This is a genomic window from Legionella lytica (genome assembly GCF_023921225.1).
GTDB classification, from domain to species: Bacteria; Pseudomonadota; Gammaproteobacteria; order Legionellales; family Legionellaceae; genus Legionella; species Legionella lytica.
This window is the reverse complement of sequence record NZ_CP071527.1, coordinates 2,175,066-2,195,513: the sequence shown is the minus strand read 5'-3', so window position 1 is coordinate 2,195,513 and position 20,448 is coordinate 2,175,066. Positions and strand designations below refer to the sequence as shown.

Here is a 20,448-nt window from a genome sequence, read left to right as displayed (position 1 = left end):
AGTGAGATGTCACCAATAACCCATAAACAAGCAAGAAACATGCTTCAGCAAGCATGTGTAAGGTATGTCAGACATAAAAAAGAGCAGTTGAATGCATTAGTTGCAGAAAGTACAGTTTATCCGGAGGTTATTTTTTTTCAAGATGCGATTGGCAAAAAAGAGCCCACTCCCGGTTTTAGTGATTGGATTCGATGTAATTATTATTCCATTTTGAATAATATTTTTTCACTTTCTAATAATCATTCTTTTACTGAGTATATCCATGATGAATTATATATTAAGCAAGAAAAAGGAGAGAGGGCCCAGCGTTTTCCGCAGTTAAAATTTACTATGTATCAAGCGGAAACTTTTGATCAGCATGATCCGGCTATAGTTTTATATAATTTGAGCTTATTGGTACAACTTGTAGATCTTATTATGAGCAACAATAACCCTAATTGGGTTACTCTAAAAATAGATGGGAATTATCAGAATAGTGATTATGCTTATCAAGAAGATGATCCCCTTTCTTTGAAAATAGATAAAACAATACAGCAATTAAGAGGATTAGTTTCTTTTATTTCTCCATTGCCGAATTGTAAGTCAGAATTTGCTTTAAGCTGTCTTAATTATCGTTTAAATGAATTAACATCTGGATTGAGTAGTTATCTTAAAGAGATTGCTGTCCAGGAATTAAGCGATATTTTAAATAATGATTCCATAAATGATGAAGAAGCGGTAAATAGTGTTGAATTTCAACTGAAGAATCATTCTACCTTGGCTCTTCTCAATAAAAATAACCAATCAGCATCTGAGCAAAATTTAAAATTGTTATCGGTAATTGCTATTTTAATCGGTGTAGGCATATTTACTACTTTAGCGTTAGTGGCAAAAAGGTTATATGACTCAGGTGGAACCAGTATTAACTTTTTTAAACCGCTATCAACAAACTTGTGTGAAGATTTAGAACATATAACACAAAGCACAAATCCTACTCTTTAACAGTGAAAGATCAAATAAAGGTTTTATAGGCACTCATTATGAGAAAAATAACTACACATAAGAAGTTTTCGTTTTTTAGGGCTCTAAATCCAGCCTCATGTAATTCAGGAGTTACTTATCGTTTTGGTGGCAGCGATGACCCTTGTCAGGGAAAAGAAATGATTGATTCCCTCGTTTCTGAAAATATATATAAAGCTTGGAATAGTAATTTAGATTTTCAATAGGCTCTTTATGCCACCTATGATATTCTCATGGGTGATCATTATGACTTATATTTTCATGGCCAAAATGATTGTCGTGGCGGGTCTAAAGGAGCATTGGATTATTTGATTTTCCCTCTAGTTGCTCGTAAGCTAATCGCTGATTTTTATTTTGAGACGAACATCAGGGTATCAATTTTTAATGTATTAGCCTGGTCTATAGCTGTGCCCTTAGAGGTTACTCGTTTTAGTGCTGCGGTAGGATTAACATTACTCCTTACTCCTGTTATCGCTTTAGTTCATCTTCTTAGAGGATGTTTCTCTGAAAATATTCAGAATCCAGTAAACGAAGTACAACAAAGTGCAGTAACTGATAGTGATGTAGCCCAAGAAGAGAATATACCCAGTCAAACAGCTGAGGAACCTCCAAAGGGCTATGTACGAAGATTAAGCTCACAAGTTTTGTTTCTACGTCAACACCGAGAGCTACTACGTAAACTGAGTGAACGTAAACGCGCTACAACAGTTAATCCAGAGGAAACTAGTGCGCTGTCCGAAGTTCTTGATACTCCTATGATTGATGAAAGTAGAACTTATAACTGTTGAATTAGAATGCCTTATCTTTCCTATATCATTCAGCCTATTTTGCTTGGGTGGAATGATATAGGAAAAATCCCTTTAAAACTCAAGAGCACTTTAGGGCTAGTGGCAAAAAGGCTATATGACACCGATGGAACAAGTATTAAGTTTTTTAAACCGCTGGCAGCAAACTTGTGTGAAGATTTAGAACATATTACACAAAGCAAAAAACCTACTTCTTAATATTGAATTGGTTAAATACAGTGTTTATACGGGATAATATTTATTGTGATAATTATTTATGAGCAAAATAGCTAAGAAGTTTTCGTTTTTTTGAGCTTTAAATCCAGCCTCATGTAATTCTGGCGTTACTTATTGTTTTGGTGGAGAGTTCTCCTGGCATAGGAATTGAGATTTTATATCCGTTCTTTATACTACGTATGATGTCCTCATGGGAACCATTATGATTTAAATTTCGTCGTCAAAATGATTGTCGTGGAGGAGCTAAATGGCCATTGGATTATTTAATTTTCCATTTAGTTGCTTGCAATTTAATCGCTGGTTTTTCTTTTATCATGCAACCTATGGCTTGGGTAGAACGATATAGGAAAAATATCCTTAAAAGTTGGGCTCAATGCCTGTTTGGGCCAGGTGAATGCAATACACAAGGGACATGATTTACACTCCAGACCCTTACTTATACTTCCAAGCATCACATTGTAAATGTAGGTTGGCGCTGAGTGTAACGAAGCCCAACATGGGGGAATTAAAGCCCTATTATATAGAGGCACTTTCAAAACTTGCTCAAGTTAATAAGGGAGCAATTCGATCTATTCCTCGCTATCAAACTTTATGGTATTAAAGATGATGGTTTGTTAAAATGTTATGCATTATTGGGCGTGACGTAAATTAAGGACTATTGTGCAAAACGTAAATAATCATCCCCCCTCATTACGTGTTTTTGTTGTAACAGAGATGTGGGAGCGATATGGTTTCTATGTTGTACAGACACTACTCGCATTGTTTCTTGCACTTCATTTTAAGTGGCCTGATAAGAATATCTATTTTTTAGTCAGTTCATTTACCGCATTAAATTATATTTCTCCACTAATAGGTGGATGGATAGCTGATCATTTATTGGGTCAAAAACGAGCGATCCTTGTTGGAGCTACTGTCTTGCTAATTAGCTATGTAAGTTTAGCTCTAATGACCTCAGATCATGGGCTTACTTTATATTTAGCAGGTATTACAGTAGGCACAGGTTTGTTGAAACCTAATATCTCTTCATTATTAGGTAATGAATATCTTGATGGCTCACCTGTGCGGGAGAGCGGGTTCACTATATTTTATATGGGGCTTGCCGGGGGCATCATTTTGGGGACTATTCTGCCTAGCCAACTTAGTCAGCAGTTTGGATGGTCTGTGTCATTTGCAAGTGCTGGGATGGCTATGATTATCGCAATTGCTGTATTTGCTTTTGGTATTAAGCATTATCGTATAGCGGATTATCATCCGTATGAGTTTCAGTACCCCAAAATTATAAAGGTAATTTTCACGATAATGCTGCTCTGGATGGGGGTATTTTATATTTTGAATTATCCTGCTTTAGCTAACTATATGGTTGTTGGGATTGTAATATGGTGTATTGGTTATTTTTTTCACGCCATAAGACATGAGTCTGAATTGCAAGCACGAAAGACTGTAGTCATCGGATTATTGTGCCTTATTTCAGTTTTATTTTGGGCTTTCTATTTCCAAATGTTTATGTCTCTTACCCTGTTTATATTGCGTGTTGTAGATCCTATGTTATATGGCATTAAATTTTATCCGCCATATTATATCAGCATACAAAGTATAGGTTTGATTATTTTTGGTTATTTACTTACGAGAAAAAAGCGATATTTGAATTTGGAGCAGAGGGGTAGGCAAACTGCAAATAAATTTTTACTATCAATGTTCTTTATGATGGTAGCTTATTTTCTGATTGCAGTTATTTGTCATTTGAGTACTTCTGATACTTTATTGTCACCACTGTATTTTATTCCAGTTTATCTATTGATTTCATTAGCAGAGATATTATTGTCTCCTGTAGGTTTGTCTGCCGTAAGTCTGCTTGCTAGCACTAAAAAAGTAAGCACAATGATAGGAATCTTTTTTGTAACTCTTGGTATAGGGGCTTTTTTATCAGGTAAATTAGCAGATTTAACAATTGTTCCTTTAGGGGATTTGTCGATAATAGAGCTTAAAACTCATTATAGTAAAGTCTTTACTCAACAGTGTTATATTCTATTAGGGGCGACATTGGTTTGTATATTTTTTAATTATGCAATCAAATATCTACTACGAACTAGTATTAAACTTTCTAACTCACTTGAATATGCTCGAACCTCATCCGGGGAAAGTACTTAAGTTATACAATCATAGCTGAGAAAATGAACCGATGCCCAAGAAAATGTATCGGTTATAAAACGCCCAACGAACTGTTTATACAGCAGTACAAAAATGATTGTCGCACTTGGAGTCAAAATTCACCCTAGGGTGTATCAAGTAACTCATTGATTTAGCTGGCGTCCCGGAGAGGATTTGAACCTCCGACCTGCCCCTTAGGAGGGGGATTTAATAAAAGACTTGATGTATCTCCATGTATGATTATGCATTTAATGTCTTTGTAAATAAAGGGTTTTGTTGATTTTTCATTACATGGAAATGCATTATCATACAATCAAACGCAATTAATTTGCACCCTATATGCACCCTGGTAGTAAAAGGATATACTATTCCTATCAATAAAATAATACCCCATGGATAGAGAGCTGTTTATGAATGAACCATCAACCCAAGATTTACCAGAATATCAAAACTTTCTTAATCGAGTAACTACTGAAATTCGTCAAGCCCGAATTCGTGCTACTAAATCAGTTAATAAAGAGGCTATATCTCTTTATTGGTGGCTCGGAGAGCATATAGTTCAACATCAAAATGAGCACTCTTGGGGTAAGTCTTTTGTAGAGAAACTATCCCTAGATTTAAGAAAAACCTTCTCAGAAGCAAAATTTGGTTTTTCTCCTAGAAATTTATGGGATATGCGGCGTTTTTATTTGGAGTACAAGGATGAGCCAAATCTGCGACAGCTTGTCGCAGAAATTCCATGGGGGCAAAACCTACTCATAATGAATAAAGTTAAAAATAATGAGGAGCGTTTATATTATCTCACCGCGACGAGAGAACAAGCTTGGACAAGAGATACATTAAGCTCACAAATTAATTCAAATGCTTATGAACGTCACCAACTAGCAGATAAGAAGCATAATTTCAATGCAACTTTACCTAAGGAATTGGCGGAGCAAGCTGATCAGTCAATGAAAGATGTCTATATGTTTGACATGTTAGGTATTACCAAGCCTGTGATTGAAACTGAGATTGAAAACCGTATGGTAGCAAAGATCAAAGATGTTATTTTGGAATTAGGTTATGGCTTTAGCTTCATAGGTAATCAATATCGTATTGTGACACCAGATTCAGAGTATTTTATTGACTTGCTCTTTTATCACCGCAAACTTCAAGCCCTTGTTGCAGTAGAGCTTAAACGCTCAAAATTCAAGCCGGAATATGCTGGAAAGATGAATTTCTATCTGAATTTACTGGATGACTTTGTTAAAGAGCCTCATGAAAATCCATCTATTGGAATTATTTTATGTGGTGAGCATACTAAGTTCGATGTGGAATATTCCTTAAGAGGCATTGATAAGCCCGTTGGCGTCGCAGGCTATCAATTGACGAAGGACGTACCAGAGAAACTGAAAGATGCTTTACCAAATGCTGATCAATTAGAAGAAAAAATCATGTTTGAATTAGGGTTAGATAATGAAAGCCAAAATTAATAATACCCTGGTAAAAAGGCTAGCTCCAGAAGATAAAGAGTATGAGGTACATGACACCGATTTAAAAGGCTTTCTGCTTAGAGTCTTTCCCTCTGGCACAATGCGCTATGTCTGCCAATATAAAAGAGGTGGCAAGATAAATATTGGTACTGTAGGAGTAATTACCCCAGCCCAGGCTCGGGAAAAAGCTGTTGAGATCTTAAATGATTTTAATAAGGGCATTGATCCAAAAGCTAAAAGAGGAACTAACAAGCCTAAAACTTTAGAAGAGTTCTTTGAAAATGAATATAAATCTTGGGTATTAACTCATCATAAAAGAGGGAATAAAACCCTTGCCACAATTATACGTTGTTTCGATAAACTATTTTCAAAGCCTTTAGAAGAAATAACACCTCCTACTATAGAGCAATGGCGTATTAAGCGTTTAAATGATGGCATTTCGAATGCCACACTAAATCGAGATATAGGTACATTAAAATCCTTATTTACCAAGGCAGTAGAATGGGGATTTATTAAAGAAAACCCATTAAAAAACTTAAAGCTTTCTAAAATAGATAGGGCACCTAAAGTGCGTTATTTATCTTTTGATGAAGAAAAAAATTTACGACAAGCTTTATTAGAGCGAGAGGAGCAATTAATACACGATCGGAAACGAGGTAATGAGTGGAGACATACTCGTAGATATGAACTGCTTCCTGAACGGGACGGGGAGAAGTTTTGTGATTATTTAGCACCTATGGTTTTAATTTCAATTAATACAGGATTGAGGCAAGGTGAACTGTTTCATCTAACTTGGGAAATGATCAATTTACAAGAGCGCTCCATTATTATTGCTGGTCAGATTACAAAAAATAGTAGCTCGCGCTATATACCTCTAAATAACGAAGCTTACAAAATAATAAAGCAACTTTATGAAAAAAGTGGTTTAAAGAAAGGGCTGGTATTTCTCAGTAAAGACAATAAGCCTTTTAATAATATTAAACGGTCGTGGACTACTATTTTAAAAAAGGCACAAATAACCGAATTTCGATGGCATGATTTACGACATCACTTTGCTAGTAAACTGGTTATGGCTGGTATTGATTTGAATACGGTAAGGGAGCTATTAGGCCATTCTGACATAAAAATGACGTTAAGATATGCACATTTAGCACCAGAGCATAAAATCAAAGCAGTGAATAAAATCAATTGGATTGATTAAAATATTCTATGCCTCCTAAAGCTCGCCAATGATGTGTTGCAGAGAGTTTCGGAAGTGGTACGTTACAAGATTTTCTCTTTTAGGAGTAATAGTCAAATATGATTGAAATTTTTATAACACTAGCCGCGTTATTACTAGCTTTTTTTGCTCTTATTAATCCAACTATTCAATTTAGATTAAATATGAGTTGGCTAAATATGCGGCGATTTTATTGGATATTAGCATTCCTTGGTTTAATTGCGATACTTTACCTACCATGTAAATATTTTCTCTTTAACAATGCCGCAATACTCAAAAGTACCGCAAATCATTATAATTTGCTTACAAGTGAGGTTAATTATAACTTATTCATTGATTTAACTTTATGGTTATGGAGCTTTGCCTTAATAGGATTGTGTCTTTTTCTTCTTTCAAAAATTATAACTCCTGTAAAATTTAATCGAAGAAATTCAAAAAGCTTTTTTGAGCAATCGAACTTGATCATTTCAAGTGGTGTGAGAGAGGCGATAGGGAACTTAACAGTAGAAGTTGCTCCAAGTATTCCTAAAATATTTGATCTTGCAGCAAGCAGACCATCAAAAGCACAATCTTATGCTTACGAATTATTAGAGTTGTTCTCAGATGAGCTATTTTGTAACCATATAATTCACCATAATCCTATAGCTTTAACTATTATCTTTGAGAAGGTAACAAAAGTTGATGAAAATTTATATCCAATCGGCACCAACTTAGTAAATAAACTTATTGCTTTAATGATTACAAAGCCTGAATCCCAATTAAATCGAGAGGAGCAATATGGTGGGGGAATAGGGCGATTTGCTGTTTTTAAAGAATTAGTTTTTGGTAATGTAAATTTTATAAAAAGCCAATATCGTCCTCTATCAGCCCCATTTTTAAATAAAGAGTCCTCTTTTAATTCAAAAGGAGTAAATAAATATTTTGAAATAATAAAATTCACCATAGAACGATATTTAAGTGGATACGATGATAATCCAGATGTTTTTTTCTCTGCGCTTGATGTAATAACGGAAGTTATTACTACTAATATAAATCATTTAATTAATATTTCAGATGAAGATAACTCTTTATCTGATGCTTATTGCACTATAAAGGCCTGTGGTTTTGGTATGAATAGGTTAATTTCTATGTTAGCAACTTCTAAAATAAAAATGCCCATAGCCCCTCAAATTTCAGTAAAAAACTATAGTTATTTCAAAAATGATAAGACTATTTATGACGCAATAGCAATAGGTATATTTAATGTCATGGAGCAGTTATCTCGGCAAGAGAACTATTTTGAAAATATACGTCTATTGATAGTTAATATTTATAAACTTTCTTTAGGAAAAAAATCTTATTTCTTAAAAGTACTACGCCCTAGACTTAACTTATTGCTTTGTGAAAAAATTGAACATAATTTAATTGACGCGTCATATCCTCCAATTTCAGCAGCCCTAATCTATTCATTAAGTTTATGCGAGCCCAATAAGGCAAAATTAAAGATACATAAAAAGTTATTGTTAGAATTAAAAAAGAACTATATTCAGCTTTATAGTTCAAAGCGAGAAATTGCTTTGGATATGATCCCTAAAGATACGACAATTAATGTTAAGACTAGGAAGTTAATACGTAGGGATTATATGCGGTGGACTTGGCACAAGACAGAAGACATATTGATATTGGACTAATTTTATCACTTATTTGATTTGTAAACGCGATCATTATCGGTTAATGCAATCTTGCTTTGTTACACTAATGTCAGATATTGCCACAGTAATTTTACTGCTCGCCATGGAAGGCGGACCGCCGAGGCGAGGAGACCGCGATAGGCTGCGATTTACGCAGACAGCCCGAAGGGATGCGGAGTAAATCTTTATTCAGCCGTAGAGTCATTGGTGCAGGCATATGCCTTGCTCGTTCAGAGCAATCGTGCTGGAAACAGGACGGTCGCGGCCCTTAATCTGTCGCGTTGGCGAGTGAATTCTGGGGACTCGGATGTCTCAGAATTTTTAACGAGGTAGCGACACGCTTGTTAATATTTTAATAATCATTTCTCATGTGTTAGTTTTCTTTTCCATTTTTCTTCGTGCCATTCTTCAAATGAGTTCAAAGAAAGATATAGTTGTTGAGTTACGTTAGCTAAAACTCTTAAGTTACGGATATAAGGCGTATATGTTTTAGCTAATTTTTCATGCTGGCCTTGTTTTTCGGTCCATGCTTGTAAAATAAAATTACTTGAGAATAATTCTATACTAGTTAAGATTATTACTGGAGCTCGTGATTTTTTTCGTTCTTTATCGTACGAACGACCCCATTCAGCCAATTTTTTTAATCTAACTATTTCTTTACTTGAAAGGCTTTCAGGTTCCTTCATGGTTGCGAAAACTAAAATTGCACCAGGGAAAGTTTCTGCTAATAGCTTCATTTTATCTACATCGTCTTCTTTGAATATCTCTTTACCAAAGCTTTTAGCTTCACCAATAATAATTTCAGTAGGATAATGGGGACTTGAACTAGTTTGACGCTGATACCACAGAACAAAATCAGCCTCTATCTTACAGTTATTCTGGAGTACTAACTCTTGGCCAGGGGACCATGTTAGTTTAGAGCGATTAAAACCTAGGTTAGCAAAGAATCTAATAGAAAGAGAGGCTGCGTATCCACCTCGAGCGAAATCAGGCAATGCAAATGGCCCAATAACTCTGTAAGCCCATCTTGCGTAGTTAGTATCTGATGGGCAATTGATTGGAAATTTAAATTGTTGCAAACAAAGTTCACAGACCAACTCATAGTCGATTTGATTTAATTTGTGCCACCCCCAGGTTTTACAATTACAACATCTAACCTCTAAACCGAGCTCTACAGCTTTTTTATTTATCAATAGCTTAAGGACACTTTCCTTCTGTGAAGGGTTTGGGATGGCTTTATGAACTTTATTTTTAAATTCCTGATATTGCATACTTCGTGTAATTGGCTTTTTTGAAATTTCATTAAGTAATTCTATAATTTTTTTATGGGCTATTGAGCCAACTCCGTTGAATCCATCTAAAGCTTGAATTATTTGTTGAGTTGCTCTTCCTGCATCAGAAACCACAGCTTGAATATGGTTGTGATTAAACCAAGTGTTAATAGCACTAGTACAATCCATTAAATCCCAATATTCTGATAAGTCTGGAAACTGTGGAAAAAATATAAATCCTTCAGTGGTGGATAGAATATTTTTTGTATGAATAGAGAAATCAGGTAATGATGAGCTTTTGTAGTTACATGGGAACACAGTGGCTATTTGATTTTTATTAGTATAGTCTCGAAGCTCTATAACATTAGCTACATCATATTTACCAATCGGTTGAGTAGTAAAATCTGGTAATAATGGATTGAAAGAAATATTGGGGGTTGGAGTTTCAATCATTATGTCGATAGTTTTGGAGTTCAAAGTTGGCCGTGTTTTCCTAGATGTGTACGTAGGCTGATCTCTCCAAATAGGTGGATACCAGGCTTGGATTGAGTTTGCGCCTGATTCATTCACAAAAAGATATTCTTTATGAATCTTTTCCATATCTGATTCGGAAATAGATCGAGAAAACATACAAATAGTTCCAATCGTATTTCCACTGTATTTTCCAGACAGAGGATGATAACTTTCGTGAACAAACTCCCTGCAAAATGAAGATAAATCATCCATGTACTGAAGTGGTATCGCAAGTACATTTTTATGGATGGCTCGCAAATTCCAAAAGTCTATTAGGTCTCGTGGTTTGTTGATGTCTAAAATAAATAAATATGCAGAATCGAGTTGATTGTAATGATAATCGACTTCAATTTCGCTTTTTCCTAATATTAAGGGAGAGATATAGTTTGATCTATAAACTTCATTTAATGTGGATCCATCTAAAATAATTTGAGAGGGCAAAAAGGGGAGGCCAGTAACTGCCATGCTTCGGCTAATACAAATGAGGTGAGCCGGCCATCAAGGCATTGGCGCATTCGGTGTAATAAATACAAGTACACGGGTGTTGCGATTAATTGCGGTGTGCTGTCCATAAGGAAGGTGACATCAAATCCTACCTTATCAAACTCAAGATTTAAGGCATCGGACTCATTATCGAATAACCAGTGATACTCTCCATCAATGCGGGTGGAATCTTGTTTAAGCCAACGCTTAAGGTGTGACCAGCGCGGGAAATCAACAGGTAAATACTGGCTGACAATGCTTAAGGTTCTGTATTCGGGAGCTAATTGCTCGTAGGCATAGTCAATACACTCATTGATCGTTTCACCAATGTGGCTGGGAATCATCTGCTCATGCTCTTCTAAAAGCAGGGTGGCAAACCATGATTTTAAAAATGTGCGATTCTCCGGTGTATCGGGTAGTTGTAATGGATTCATCGAGACAGGATTGGATGGTGCGATTTTAATGTAGCTGCTGTTCCCCGAGGCTAAGATGTAAATCTTAGAGGATTCATCCCTATCCAGAAAAAAGCTACGACCACCAAAACGCCCCATTTGGGCATCTAAAAAATTAACCAGTGTTGTTTTCCCTGCATTGTTTCCCCCAAATACCGCCGCATGGCCTTTAGATGGGTTGGTGCGTGAACCACGGGCATGGTAATTAAAATACACCGGTGTTTTTGAGGGGGATTCCAGTAGGGTGACGGCACTACCTAAAAAGTTCTCGTTGGAATAACCTGATTGAGTGTTATGCAGTGAGCAAAACCCTGCAAAATTTTCCGAGGTAATGAGTGATGCTCGGGCAATAAAATGAGGGTTACAAGGGATTTGGCTCCAAAACGCAGGTTCTTGGCCTAGGGTTTCTTTCACCACCACAATGCCACTGCTGGCGTAACGCTTGGTTGCTTCCAATATCAGCTCATCCAACTGTTCTTTATTGGGTGCAAGAAGCATTAGGGTATGATGATGAGCGCCTAGTAAAACGGTTTCACTGGCAATACCATCTTCTAATTCAGCTAATGCATTCATTTGACTGAGTGCTTTGTCTTCTGCATTAATTAACTTAGAACGCTTTTTTGTAATTTTATCTAAGGCACTATCGCGTCCAATTGGGGCAAAGGTATGGGTAGAAATAAACTCGCAATCCAGCGACAGTAAATTATCCAATAAAATACTCACCGTATCCGTAGGGTATTTCTTTAAAGCTAAGAGCGCACCAAAGGTACATTCATTTAGGGTGTTTCCTTGGAATTGGACGTACTCGCCAAATAGTAGTTGGTAACGGCTTAAATACTGTCCCAAATGACCTTCTGGATACTGAGTTTCTTTCTTAAATGCAGTGGGAATGGTATTCGCTATAGGTGGGTTGCACTGTGACAGTGGATAGGGCAGGGATTGACCTGCATTCACCACCAAGCTTAAAAATTCTAATAATTCGCTACATCCTTTCTCTTCATCTTTATCACCCAAAAGACGTGTACTAAATGAGGATAAATTCGCTTGCAATTGGCTAACCGCATTCTTAAGCGTGGTGCAATTTTTCTCTCGCTGCATGTGCTTAAGCTCTGCACTCGCCTGACCAATACCTTTGAACCATTCAACCCAAGAACCTGTTTTACTTGAGTCATCGCCTTTTAATACTACAGTGAGGTACAAGCTATTTTCATAGGCTTTGTTATGGGCAAAACGTTGGTGGTAACGTTGATTGAGTGCTTGGGCAAACTCGGATTTAAACTCACCGGTTAGCACACGGGATGCTTTATGCCTGTGGGTGGTTACATAGACAATAAAACGTGAGTCCAAACCGACTAGCGCTTGATGCAGTAAAAAGAGTTGGTGATTTAATAGTTCTGGCTCTGCCACTTCAAAAGAAACGCCGTCTACCCGTAATACCGAACCAACTAAACCGGATTGAGACTCAAAAATACTGGGTGAGTTTAAATGGGTTATCGGAAAATTATCTGAAATCTTCGCTTCAAGCGTTACGGGTTTTACTATTTTAAAACGGTTCATAAGCGCGCACCTTCCACAGAGTTTTATTTGGAGCGTGAGGTAATAAATAACACTTGGCACAAATCGTAAAAAAATGAATGTCGTAGCGACACACCAGCCACCCAAAAACATGCAGGGGTATAAAAATAAGACCGTAAAGAGGGGATAGACCTATAAAGGCACACATCGAAATCATTAGGTTTAGGATGTGGTACTCAAAGGTTACTCCAAGTGTCATCGCGGGTCTTGTTAAGGCATTAAAAAGAGGGCTACTTTTTAGCGTATTCATGCACACCTCCTAACCAATAAAGGTGTTGTACAAGGTAGAACCACCAAAAATGATACCTAGTCCCACAAGTATCATGGAGAAGTATTCCTTGGGAAACTTTTGTCGATACAAGCATAAGTAACCTGCGACTATGATGCACAGTATTCCGACAGAGCGAGCAAGTCCGCCTTGCAAATAGCGGACGGTTCTATCGATAATGCTTTCAATGCTCTTGGCATGGCTTGTTGCGGGGAGAAGTCCGCAAATCATTCCCCAATACGCGAGTGATAACTTATTTTGTATCTTTTGGAGTTTGTTCATCGAGCACCTCTAGTTAAAGAAGCTAATTTTTCTTGTGCCAGATTTTGAGAAAAGACCTCTTCTCGGGCGATATCAATATGTAGTGGGGCCTCGATGCCAATGCTAATGACATCATCTTCTACTTTGATGACCTTCATCTGAATGCGACCTTTATCCATAAAAATCTGCTGTCCTGCCTTTCTGGTTAATACCAACATGTTGCTCTCCTTTTTAGGCTAAAAGTTCCATACAGCGTTTGACGTTCGTGTTTACTACATCCTCTTGGGCTCGGGTATAAACTGGAACCACTATAAACTCCTTCCGCTTTTTAATTTGTTTGCAGTAACCAATCATCTGCGGTAACGATGGGGGCATTTCATAGTGCTCCCGACAACCAATAATGGCTTCATGTACGACCGAATCAGTAAATCCGGTTAAGCCCTCAAGCCATTCTTTCTTAGCAAACTTTAAAAACTGCTCATCCTTAAATTGGCTTCGCCAAATATGCCCGTAGAAGGCTGCAAATTTTGAGAACAATAAATCAATCCGTTTTTGTTCCTTATTGGTGTCGCTGGAATGAGATGACATTGTCTGCTCTTGGTTCTTCTTCATCACAGGGAGGGCAGAACAAGTCTGCTCCAGTGTTATTTGTCCTAATACTTTTTTCATGCTGTGCATGAGTGCTCTCCTGTAATGCGTCCATAAATACTTCATCCTCCCAGCAACGATTGGCTAACCAATTGGCTGGGTATTTCCAAGGCGGCACCCATGTGCCTTGTGCTTTAAGCTGGTTTCTGTGTTGAAGCTGCTGCTGTAGTGCCTGCATGAGTTGTTGAAATAGCTCAGTATTGGGATTTAGCTGCTCAAAGGCAGCTTGAGCATTGCTCTTGGATTTCTTCTCGGGGTACAAAGACCAAAATTGCTCGAATTGCGCTAATAAATAAATATAATAATTATCTTTATATAGAGGTATGGCGGCTTTTGAGGGGTTGGCTATGTCGCCTTTTTCGACATCAACCCCAGAAAAGACCGGGTCTAATTGGTATGTAGCGGGTGGCTTTGTGGTGGCTTTCTGTGGCGGGTTTATGGCGGCTTTATTTTGGCCAGAATAACCTATAGTAGCTAATTCACATTTTAAAATTAAGTGCATATCTTCTGAGTGGACAATGATTGCACCAGCTCGTGCTAAACCTGCAATAGCACGGCGAACCTGATCGCGAGAAAAGCTTTGGCTTTTTATTCCGGGACGAGGCTCAATGTAGAGCTGCTCAGAAATTGATTGATGACTAATACGTCTTTTAACACCTACTAGCCCTGTTTTAACGTCCATATAAGGTCGTATCCCTCTTAAATAAGCTAACTGTTGTAGATGAGGTAATCCATCCAGTGCTGCTAACTCATTTTGATTAAGTAAAAAATCCATGTAATACTCTATCCATTGTTAAATTCCGTTTAATTAAGGTATTTGTTGCTCATAAATGAGAACTTATATACCTATGAGAGGTATAAGTAATACCTATATCAATAACATTATACCTTCCGCACGTATAATGTAAATATTATTACGTGTTGTTGGTATTAAATATTTTGGGGTTCTATGGAACACAACACTCAAGACAATCCAATAAATATTGGTAGGCGGCTTAAAACAGCTAGAAGTTTGGCCGGCATAACTAGAAAGGATTTAGAAAGTAAATACGGAATTAGTATGCATACGCTTCAGTCTTGGGAGTTAGGAAGAAATCCGTTACCGGAAAAGGCTGCATCAAAATTAGTAGAAGTGCTTCATGAAACTGGTGTGATTTGCTCAATTCAGTGGTTACTTAATGGCCATGGGAAAAGCCCTGCCTTAGTGAATTCTGATTTTACACTCTATCCTACAAGCGATGAAAATATTGCTTCTTTGTTGCAGGGTGAAAATACAATTCAAAAAGAAATAGACTTTTTTAAAGCGAATAATCCTAACGCTGTGGTAATTATGGTTTCAGATGACACGATGGAACCGACCTATGCCATGGGGGATTTTGTTGGTGGTTCACAATATATCGCTCAACCGGATATAGAAAGATGTTCTGGGTTAGATTGTATTATTGAAACTAGTGAAGGTACTTTTTTTCGAAGATTACTAAAAAGAAAGAATGGATATGCATTAGTTTGTTTGAATGCTCAAACAGAGGTTGAAGAACCAGTAATTTTTTCAAAGAAGATCCTTGTTGCCACACCCATCATTTGGCACCGCTGGAAATTCAACAAACCCGAATAATCTATATTAACCGCTCAAAATTAGGATAATAATATGAAAACTGCTCTCATTACTGGTGCTAATAAAGGAATTGGCTTGGAATTTAGCCGTCAACTTAAAGAAAAAGGGTACTATATTATTGGATGTTGCCGTAATCCAGATAAGGCGGATAGTCTTAATAAGTTAGCTGATGAGGTGATTAAATTAGATGTAACCAATGATAATGATATTACTTCGATGGTAGAAACCCTTAATAATCGTCCAATTGATTTACTCATTAATAATGCGGGTACTAGTGGTGAACAAGGAGTAACTGTTGGAAACGTTAACCGTAAAAATTTTATTGATGTGCTGAATGTCAATTGCATTAGCGTGGTGAAAATTTGTGATGCTTTGTTACCTAATATTCAGAGTAGTGAAGGAAAAAATATTTTAGTTATTAGTTCGCGAATGGGTAGTATCTCCGATAATGAACAAGGTCGTTCTTATGCTTATCGCTCGAGTAAGGCAGCTTTAAATTGTGCAATGCGTAGCTTTGCTATTGATGTTCAATCAACAGGGGTTCATGTGATGTTAATTCACCCAGGATGGGTTAAAACGGATATGGGTGGCCCTAATAGCTTAATTGAAGTACAAGCAAGTGTCTCAGGAATGCTCGAGCAAGTTGAAAAAAATATCTCTAAAAGTCATGCAGATGTTTTACATCGTTTTGATGGTGATACAATAGATTGGTAGTTGTTATTGATATTGATCATCAATTTGAGGAGCCATAGTTGGTTCCTTCTTAAAAGCATTTCTTTCAGGTAATTTTTTTATATAAATAATCTAATATTCATAATAAAGGTAATATTAGAGATTAGATATGCCTATAGGTAAAATCCATAATTTATATTTTGTTGAATTGTCTGAGTTTATGAACTAAATCCTCAGTAGCAGTAGCATATTTCTCTAAAGATTTAGCACATAGTTCTGCTTGAAAAGTCCATTTATTTCTAATAGAGTAATTTGTTAAATATTTTGTAATTGCTTGTTCAATTATATCAACTAGTTTCCCAACTTTATAATTATTGTTAAGGTGGAGGAGCCATTGTTCGTCACTATAATCGGCTTCTATTACCTTGGGAAAGGGATCAATAACCCAATTGTTTAACTGATCTTTCATAATTGGTAGATATGGTTCAGTTCCAATTTCTGTAATTACTTTATCACTGATGAGAATTCGAGGAAATTTAGCTTCATTAAGCTCCAATTTATAAGACTCCACAAGAGCAGGTCCAAAAATAACGTGATCTTTATGATATAAAGAACCTAATGCAATACCTCCTCGGATAAGAAACTCTTTTTCTAAAAAACCAATAATAATGGAAGGAATTTTATTATAAATACGACCTCCAAAATCCAATGGCATACTGAAGACTAATGTATCTGAAAATACAGTTAGTTGTACCTCCTCATACATTGTAGGCACTTCAGCCCACCTACCTCCTATCATCGACCTTATAAATCCTGTCTTTTCGATAACGTTATTATTTGAACTTTTTCTTACATCCTTTATAAATCCCTGATGCTGTTGATGATAAAAATGATTTTCTAAGAAAGGTTTAAGTATTTCAAAAATGTTATCTGCTGATAGCTTATCTATTGCATCTTGCCACCCAAGAACATCGATATATACGCATATTCTATTGTCATATTCAATTTTACACATAAAAAAATATCCTTACTTTTATAAATTTCTATATGAAAAACCAAAAATTAAAGAAACCACCTCAAATGTACAAATTAATTATAGTTTAATAAAAACAAATACAGTTGAATCCTTCTTGTAATTTAATACTATTCTTAAAAACAGCGAGGTTACATTTTTCAATAGCTTTCAGAAAAGGGAATGACTGTGAAAATTGAAGACTTTAATTTTGATATTGAAACACAACGGTTTTAAGAAATCGATGGCAAACAGAGGAAGGGCAATTTGTACTAAAACGAATAATAGATACTGCATACACCAACCCCAATATCTCGCTTCTCATAAATTCTGGGAAAAAGATATTGCTAATAATGTAATATCTACTACCCCCCCTGAAGTAAGAAAACTTTTTTCTTGACTAATTTAGAGTAAGACTACTGTCTTTAGAAATCATAAATAAATACTGATCGAATAGCTGCATACAATTTGTGAGAAAATCCTCTAAAATCAGGCTTTTCTCTAATAGAAGATATCTCGCTAAGTCATGACTCATTTCTTCTGTTGAAAGAGCGAATATGTATTTTTTATTGTTTCTTTCTCTAGTAATAGTTATTCCATTATAGAGACCAAATGATAGACGTCCCTCAATTGCTTTCTTCTCTGATTTTTTGGAGAAAGTAATTTGTGACCACGGTAGCGCTATAAAAGAGCTTGCCTCTGCGATTCGCTTAAGGGGATCATCCAAAATGAATTTTTCATCATAATAAAAATCAATCCAGTTACTATCTGTACAGAAGCGGTGAGACTGGCCTGAATTGAACCCCAAAAAATAGAAGTAATCACAGCCTAATCTTTTTAGGGAATGAAAATTTTTATAAAACTGCAATTCAAATTGCTCAGGGAAAGTGCTGTGCAAATAACTACTTTGTTGTTTACTTACGTCCATGCTGCTACATCTATACATCCAGTGTTACAATAATCTACTTAATTTTTACTGGGATGTAAATGAATAAAAAGGTGTTGGTAGCTTCATTTTTAGGAACCTTAATTGAGGTATATGATTTTACTGTTTTTCCTTTTTTTATCCCTATATTATCTGAGATTTTTTTCTCTTCTTATCAAAGAACTAATGCCATTAACTTTACTATTTTGGCTTATGTTGTCAGCTATATTGTTAAACCTTTTGGCTCGATTGTTTTTGGGGCTTGGACAGATCGATGGGGAAGAAAAAAAGTACTATTATTTACTACTGTCTTAATGACTCTCGCTACTGCTGCCATTGGCATGTTATCTCCTTATTTAATGGGAATGTATTATGGAGCTGGTTTAATAGTTTGTAGAGTAGTGCAGGGGTTAGCAATTTCAGGGGAATTTTCTACTGCTATTATTCTTGCTGTTGAAGAAGGAAAAAACTCTGTACTCCCGGGATGCATTGCCTTTATTGGTGGCAGTATTGGACTATTACTTGCAAGCTTGAGTGCTTTATTTATTCTTTATGGAATGCCTCACGATCTAATTATTTATTTTGGTTGGCGAATCCCTTTTTTAATTGGGGTAGGGGGCTGCATTGTTTTGCTGTGCATTAGGAATAGCTTGGAATTTAATTTGATAAAGAGCAATAATGAATCAAATGGTTATAGAAATCTTTTTAAAAGATATAAAAAAGAATTATGGATTGTATTTATTGTCTCCAGCCTATCCGCTTCGGCATTTTATATAACATTCGTTTTTCTTCCGACACTGCTATCTTCTTTATGGCAAATACATACACACCAACACGCCATATTAGTGACTTCGTGCGCGCTTATTTTATACGTGCTGTTTTTGCCTGTCGGAGGTGTTTTGGCTGATAGAATAGGAGTCAAGAAGCAAATTCAAATTGCAGCGTTGTGTTATTTGTTCTTTTCTTATGGGGTTTTTGCTGTCATGCCGCAGTTAAATTATCTTCAGTGTACGATAACATTGGCTTGTTTTGCTATTATTCAGGCTTTATTAAACTCTGCCTTGCCTGCATATATAGTAAGAATATTTGACATTAATCAAAGAGGGAAGGCTCTTGCGATTTCTTATAATTTAAGCTTGGCTTTGTTTGGTGGAATGTTACCTTATTTAATTGCAACCTTTAATAATCATTTAAATCCGGGAATTCCGATCAGCATCTGTGCTGCTTTATGTCTACTAACTATTAATTTTAAGGATGCAAAAAATGGTTGTCTACGAAGTGAACTTGCTTATTGATGAGAACATTTACAATCAATTCGAGTCATGGTTAAAAGAGCATGCCCGAGAGATGCTTCAATTTTCTGGGTTCATTAACGCTCATATTTTAAAGCCGGAAAATGAAGATACTGTGAGTCAAAAAAAACTTACAGTTCAATATCAATTAGATAATAAAGACTCTCTGACTAACTATTTCAATCAATTTGCTGCAAAAATGAGAGAGGATGGCCTAAAGCGATTTAAAGATCAATTCTCTGCTGAAAGGAGAATTTACGAGGTTAAAGAATGTATTTTAAAATAATTATACCCGTTTACGTATTTATATTGAAATTATACTTTTAATGCGTATATAATGAGATATGTTTATAAATAACTCGTTATATAAGGATGTATGATGGATAAAAGAGTATTTAAAGAAGTTGAAGCCGCGAACTATATTTGTATGAGTCGTTCTTTTCTTTCTCAAGATAGAGTAAATGGTGTTTTAAAGAACAGAACCCCTGGGCCTAAATTTATTAAAATAGGGCGTTCTATTCGTTATTTAAAAGAGGATTTAGATATTTGGTTGGATCAACAAAGAAAGCCGTAGTTAATACGGCTTTCTATTTAATTTCATTTAAAATTTCCTAAATAAATTTGCTGTTCTCTCTAATAGTTCTTTTGTCTTAATAATAATTATTAAATTTAGTTTTCCCTACCTGCGAATTTGCGGCATCCATTATAAATTGTTTTATCAAAGATTTAGCTGAATAAATTGTTGTGGAATTATTTTACAGTATGTGGTTTCTACTAGATATCCTCGGAAGAATACCCCTCCTCTAGAGAAATACAAAAGAGCCAATGATGCGATCAAGCTTGATAATCGATTAGAGATAAGCATATAAGTTTTTTATATAATTGTGTTCATCAAGGTTATACGTCTAATTATTACACTTGATTTCTAAAA

The 20,448-nt window shown here is 36.0% G+C and carries 22 protein-coding genes; 13 read left to right on the top strand and 9 right to left on the bottom strand.

The genetic code is table 11. The annotated features are described in order from the left end of the window. Positions 1 to 6: 6 nt before the first annotated feature. The 8 genes from J2N86_RS09670 (at position 7) to J2N86_RS09635 (ending at position 8,530) form a co-directional block, all read left to right on the top strand. The gene (locus J2N86_RS09670; RefSeq protein WP_252579185.1) at positions 7 to 981 is read left to right on the top strand and encodes a hypothetical protein; all 975 of its coding nucleotides are present in this window, start codon (positions 7 to 9) and stop codon (positions 979 to 981) included. A 38-nt stretch (positions 982 to 1,019) separates the two neighbouring features. Next, positions 1,020 to 1,205 carry a hypothetical protein gene (locus J2N86_RS09665; protein WP_252579184.1) on the top strand — a complete coding sequence of 62 codons (186 nt, stop codon included), beginning with the start codon at positions 1,020 to 1,022 and terminating at the stop codon, positions 1,203 to 1,205. A gap of 27 nt (positions 1,206 to 1,232) precedes the next feature. Further along, on the top strand, positions 1,233 to 1,787 hold the full coding sequence (locus J2N86_RS09660) for a hypothetical protein (RefSeq protein WP_252579183.1): 555 nt from the start codon (positions 1,233 to 1,235) through the stop codon (positions 1,785 to 1,787). A gap of 6 nt (positions 1,788 to 1,793) precedes the next feature. Next, on the top strand, positions 1,794 to 2,003 hold the full coding sequence (locus tag J2N86_RS09655; RefSeq protein ID WP_252579182.1) for a hypothetical protein: 210 nt from the start codon (positions 1,794 to 1,796) through the stop codon (positions 2,001 to 2,003). Positions 2,004 to 2,681: 678 nt separating this feature from the next. After that, the gene (locus J2N86_RS09650; protein ID WP_289781830.1) at positions 2,682 to 4,169 is read left to right on the top strand and encodes a peptide MFS transporter; all 1,488 of its coding nucleotides are present in this window, start codon (positions 2,682 to 2,684) and stop codon (positions 4,167 to 4,169) included. A gap of 410 nt (positions 4,170 to 4,579) precedes the next feature. Next, positions 4,580 to 5,641: a PDDEXK nuclease domain-containing protein gene (locus J2N86_RS09645; protein ID WP_252579181.1), complete on the top strand. Its 1,062-nt coding sequence runs from the start codon at positions 4,580 to 4,582 to the stop codon at positions 5,639 to 5,641. Further along, positions 5,625 to 6,842: a site-specific integrase gene (locus J2N86_RS09640; RefSeq protein WP_252579180.1), complete on the top strand. Its 1,218-nt coding sequence runs from the start codon at positions 5,625 to 5,627 to the stop codon at positions 6,840 to 6,842. The genes J2N86_RS09645 and J2N86_RS09640 overlap by 17 nt, the downstream gene beginning before the upstream one ends. Before the next feature lie 98 nt (positions 6,843 to 6,940). Beyond that, on the top strand, positions 6,941 to 8,530 hold the full coding sequence (locus tag J2N86_RS09635; protein ID WP_252579179.1) for a hypothetical protein: 1,590 nt from the start codon (positions 6,941 to 6,943) through the stop codon (positions 8,528 to 8,530). A gap of 359 nt (positions 8,531 to 8,889) precedes the next feature. Here the strand turns inward: J2N86_RS09635 and J2N86_RS09630 are convergent, their stop codons facing one another. The 7 genes from J2N86_RS09630 to J2N86_RS09600 are packed head-to-tail and all read right to left on the bottom strand — an operon-like array spanning position 8,890 to position 14,776. After that, entirely contained in the window at positions 8,890 to 10,779 is a 1,890-nt protein-coding gene (locus tag J2N86_RS09630) for a hypothetical protein (RefSeq protein WP_252579178.1), read from the bottom strand. Continuing rightward, entirely contained in the window at positions 10,734 to 12,806 is a 2,073-nt protein-coding gene (locus tag J2N86_RS09625) for a VirB4 family type IV secretion/conjugal transfer ATPase (RefSeq protein WP_252579177.1), read from the bottom strand. Before J2N86_RS09625 ends, J2N86_RS09630 begins: the two co-directional genes overlap by 46 nt. Then, positions 12,793 to 13,074, bottom strand: a complete 282-nt coding sequence (locus tag J2N86_RS09620) for a type IV secretion system protein VirB3 (protein ID WP_252579176.1) — start codon at positions 13,072 to 13,074, stop codon at positions 12,793 to 12,795. The genes J2N86_RS09625 and J2N86_RS09620 overlap by 14 nt, the downstream gene beginning before the upstream one ends. A gap of 9 nt (positions 13,075 to 13,083) precedes the next feature. Further along, on the bottom strand, positions 13,084 to 13,374 hold the full coding sequence (locus tag J2N86_RS09615; RefSeq protein ID WP_252579175.1) for a TrbC/VirB2 family protein: 291 nt from the start codon (positions 13,372 to 13,374) through the stop codon (positions 13,084 to 13,086). After that, complete coding sequence (locus tag J2N86_RS09610; protein WP_252579174.1) at positions 13,371 to 13,571, bottom strand: carbon storage regulator; 201 nt, start codon at positions 13,569 to 13,571, stop codon at positions 13,371 to 13,373. The genes J2N86_RS09615 and J2N86_RS09610 overlap by 4 nt, the downstream gene beginning before the upstream one ends. 13 nt (positions 13,572 to 13,584) lie before the next feature. Next, a complete protein-coding gene (locus tag J2N86_RS09605; protein WP_252579173.1) occupies positions 13,585 to 13,941 on the bottom strand; it encodes a Vir protein in 357 nt (118 codons plus the stop codon). Beyond that, the gene (locus J2N86_RS09600; protein WP_252579172.1) at positions 13,913 to 14,776 is read right to left on the bottom strand and encodes a hypothetical protein; all 864 of its coding nucleotides are present in this window, start codon (positions 14,774 to 14,776) and stop codon (positions 13,913 to 13,915) included. The genes J2N86_RS09605 and J2N86_RS09600 overlap by 29 nt, the downstream gene beginning before the upstream one ends. Before the next feature lie 174 nt (positions 14,777 to 14,950). Here J2N86_RS09600 and J2N86_RS09595 point away from each other — a divergent pair, with 174 nt between their 5' ends. Together J2N86_RS09595 and J2N86_RS09590 are read left to right on the top strand one after the other, a co-directional pair. Then, on the top strand, positions 14,951 to 15,616 hold the full coding sequence (locus J2N86_RS09595; RefSeq protein ID WP_252579171.1) for an XRE family transcriptional regulator: 666 nt from the start codon (positions 14,951 to 14,953) through the stop codon (positions 15,614 to 15,616). Between the two features lie 33 nt (positions 15,617 to 15,649). Further along, positions 15,650 to 16,330 carry an SDR family oxidoreductase gene (locus J2N86_RS09590; RefSeq protein WP_252579170.1) on the top strand — a complete coding sequence of 227 codons (681 nt, stop codon included), beginning with the start codon at positions 15,650 to 15,652 and terminating at the stop codon, positions 16,328 to 16,330. A gap of 151 nt (positions 16,331 to 16,481) precedes the next feature. On the opposite strand, the gene J2N86_RS09585 is transcribed toward J2N86_RS09590, so the two are convergent. Next, complete coding sequence (locus J2N86_RS09585) at positions 16,482 to 17,303, bottom strand: hypothetical protein (protein ID WP_252579169.1); 822 nt, start codon at positions 17,301 to 17,303, stop codon at positions 16,482 to 16,484. A 397-nt stretch (positions 17,304 to 17,700) separates the two neighbouring features. Then, complete coding sequence (locus tag J2N86_RS09580) at positions 17,701 to 18,228, bottom strand: autoinducer binding domain-containing protein (RefSeq protein ID WP_252579168.1); 528 nt, start codon at positions 18,226 to 18,228, stop codon at positions 17,701 to 17,703. Between the two features lie 59 nt (positions 18,229 to 18,287). Between J2N86_RS09580 and J2N86_RS09575 the strand changes: the two genes are divergently transcribed. The 3 genes from J2N86_RS09575 to J2N86_RS09565 all read left to right on the top strand — a co-directional run bounded on the left by J2N86_RS09575 (position 18,288) and on the right by J2N86_RS09565 (position 20,091). Further along, entirely contained in the window at positions 18,288 to 19,520 is a 1,233-nt protein-coding gene (locus J2N86_RS09575) for an MFS transporter (protein WP_252579167.1), read from the top strand. After that, positions 19,489 to 19,803, top strand: coding sequence for a DUF4286 family protein (locus tag J2N86_RS09570; RefSeq protein ID WP_252579166.1), 315 nt, complete (start codon positions 19,489 to 19,491; stop codon positions 19,801 to 19,803). The genes J2N86_RS09575 and J2N86_RS09570 overlap by 32 nt, the downstream gene beginning before the upstream one ends. A gap of 90 nt (positions 19,804 to 19,893) precedes the next feature. Continuing rightward, on the top strand, positions 19,894 to 20,091 hold the full coding sequence (locus J2N86_RS09565; protein ID WP_252579165.1) for a helix-turn-helix domain-containing protein: 198 nt from the start codon (positions 19,894 to 19,896) through the stop codon (positions 20,089 to 20,091). Positions 20,092 to 20,448 lie beyond the last annotated feature (357 nt).

What these genes read in the sequence shown, in the direction of transcription:
- J2N86_RS09670 (WP_252579185.1), top strand. Translation starts at nt 7, where the DNA reads ATGTCACCAATAACCCATAAACAAGCAAGAAACATGCTTCAGCAAGCA.
- J2N86_RS09665 (WP_252579184.1), top strand. Translation starts at nt 1,020, where the DNA reads ATGAGAAAAATAACTACACATAAGAAGTTTTCGTTTTTTAGGGCTCTA.
- J2N86_RS09660 (WP_252579183.1), top strand. Translation starts at nt 1,233, where the DNA reads ATGGGTGATCATTATGACTTATATTTTCATGGCCAAAATGATTGTCGT.
- J2N86_RS09655 (WP_252579182.1), top strand. Translation starts at nt 1,794, where the DNA reads ATGCCTTATCTTTCCTATATCATTCAGCCTATTTTGCTTGGGTGGAAT.
- J2N86_RS09645 (WP_252579181.1), top strand. Translation starts at nt 4,580, where the DNA reads ATGAATGAACCATCAACCCAAGATTTACCAGAATATCAAAACTTTCTT.
- J2N86_RS09640 (WP_252579180.1), top strand. Translation starts at nt 5,625, where the DNA reads ATGAAAGCCAAAATTAATAATACCCTGGTAAAAAGGCTAGCTCCAGAA.
- J2N86_RS09635 (WP_252579179.1), top strand. Translation starts at nt 6,941, where the DNA reads ATGATTGAAATTTTTATAACACTAGCCGCGTTATTACTAGCTTTTTTT.
- J2N86_RS09630 (WP_252579178.1), bottom strand. Translation starts at nt 10,779, where the DNA reads ATGGCAGTTACTGGCCTCCCCTTTTTGCCCTCTCAAATTATTTTAGAT.
- J2N86_RS09625 (WP_252579177.1), bottom strand. Translation starts at nt 12,806, where the DNA reads ATGAACCGTTTTAAAATAGTAAAACCCGTAACGCTTGAAGCGAAGATT.
- J2N86_RS09620 (WP_252579176.1), bottom strand. Translation starts at nt 13,074, where the DNA reads ATGAATACGCTAAAAAGTAGCCCTCTTTTTAATGCCTTAACAAGACCC.
- J2N86_RS09615 (WP_252579175.1), bottom strand. Translation starts at nt 13,374, where the DNA reads ATGAACAAACTCCAAAAGATACAAAATAAGTTATCACTCGCGTATTGG.
- J2N86_RS09610 (WP_252579174.1), bottom strand. Translation starts at nt 13,571, where the DNA reads ATGTTGGTATTAACCAGAAAGGCAGGACAGCAGATTTTTATGGATAAA.
- J2N86_RS09605 (WP_252579173.1), bottom strand. Translation starts at nt 13,941, where the DNA reads ATGTCATCTCATTCCAGCGACACCAATAAGGAACAAAAACGGATTGAT.
- J2N86_RS09600 (WP_252579172.1), bottom strand. Translation starts at nt 14,776, where the DNA reads ATGGATTTTTTACTTAATCAAAATGAGTTAGCAGCACTGGATGGATTA.
- J2N86_RS09595 (WP_252579171.1), top strand. Translation starts at nt 14,951, where the DNA reads ATGGAACACAACACTCAAGACAATCCAATAAATATTGGTAGGCGGCTT.
- J2N86_RS09590 (WP_252579170.1), top strand. Translation starts at nt 15,650, where the DNA reads ATGAAAACTGCTCTCATTACTGGTGCTAATAAAGGAATTGGCTTGGAA.
- J2N86_RS09585 (WP_252579169.1), bottom strand. Translation starts at nt 17,303, where the DNA reads ATGTGTAAAATTGAATATGACAATAGAATATGCGTATATATCGATGTT.
- J2N86_RS09580 (WP_252579168.1), bottom strand. Translation starts at nt 18,228, where the DNA reads ATGGACGTAAGTAAACAACAAAGTAGTTATTTGCACAGCACTTTCCCT.
- J2N86_RS09575 (WP_252579167.1), top strand. Translation starts at nt 18,288, where the DNA reads ATGAATAAAAAGGTGTTGGTAGCTTCATTTTTAGGAACCTTAATTGAG.
- J2N86_RS09570 (WP_252579166.1), top strand. Translation starts at nt 19,489, where the DNA reads ATGGTTGTCTACGAAGTGAACTTGCTTATTGATGAGAACATTTACAAT.
- J2N86_RS09565 (WP_252579165.1), top strand. Translation starts at nt 19,894, where the DNA reads ATGATGGATAAAAGAGTATTTAAAGAAGTTGAAGCCGCGAACTATATT.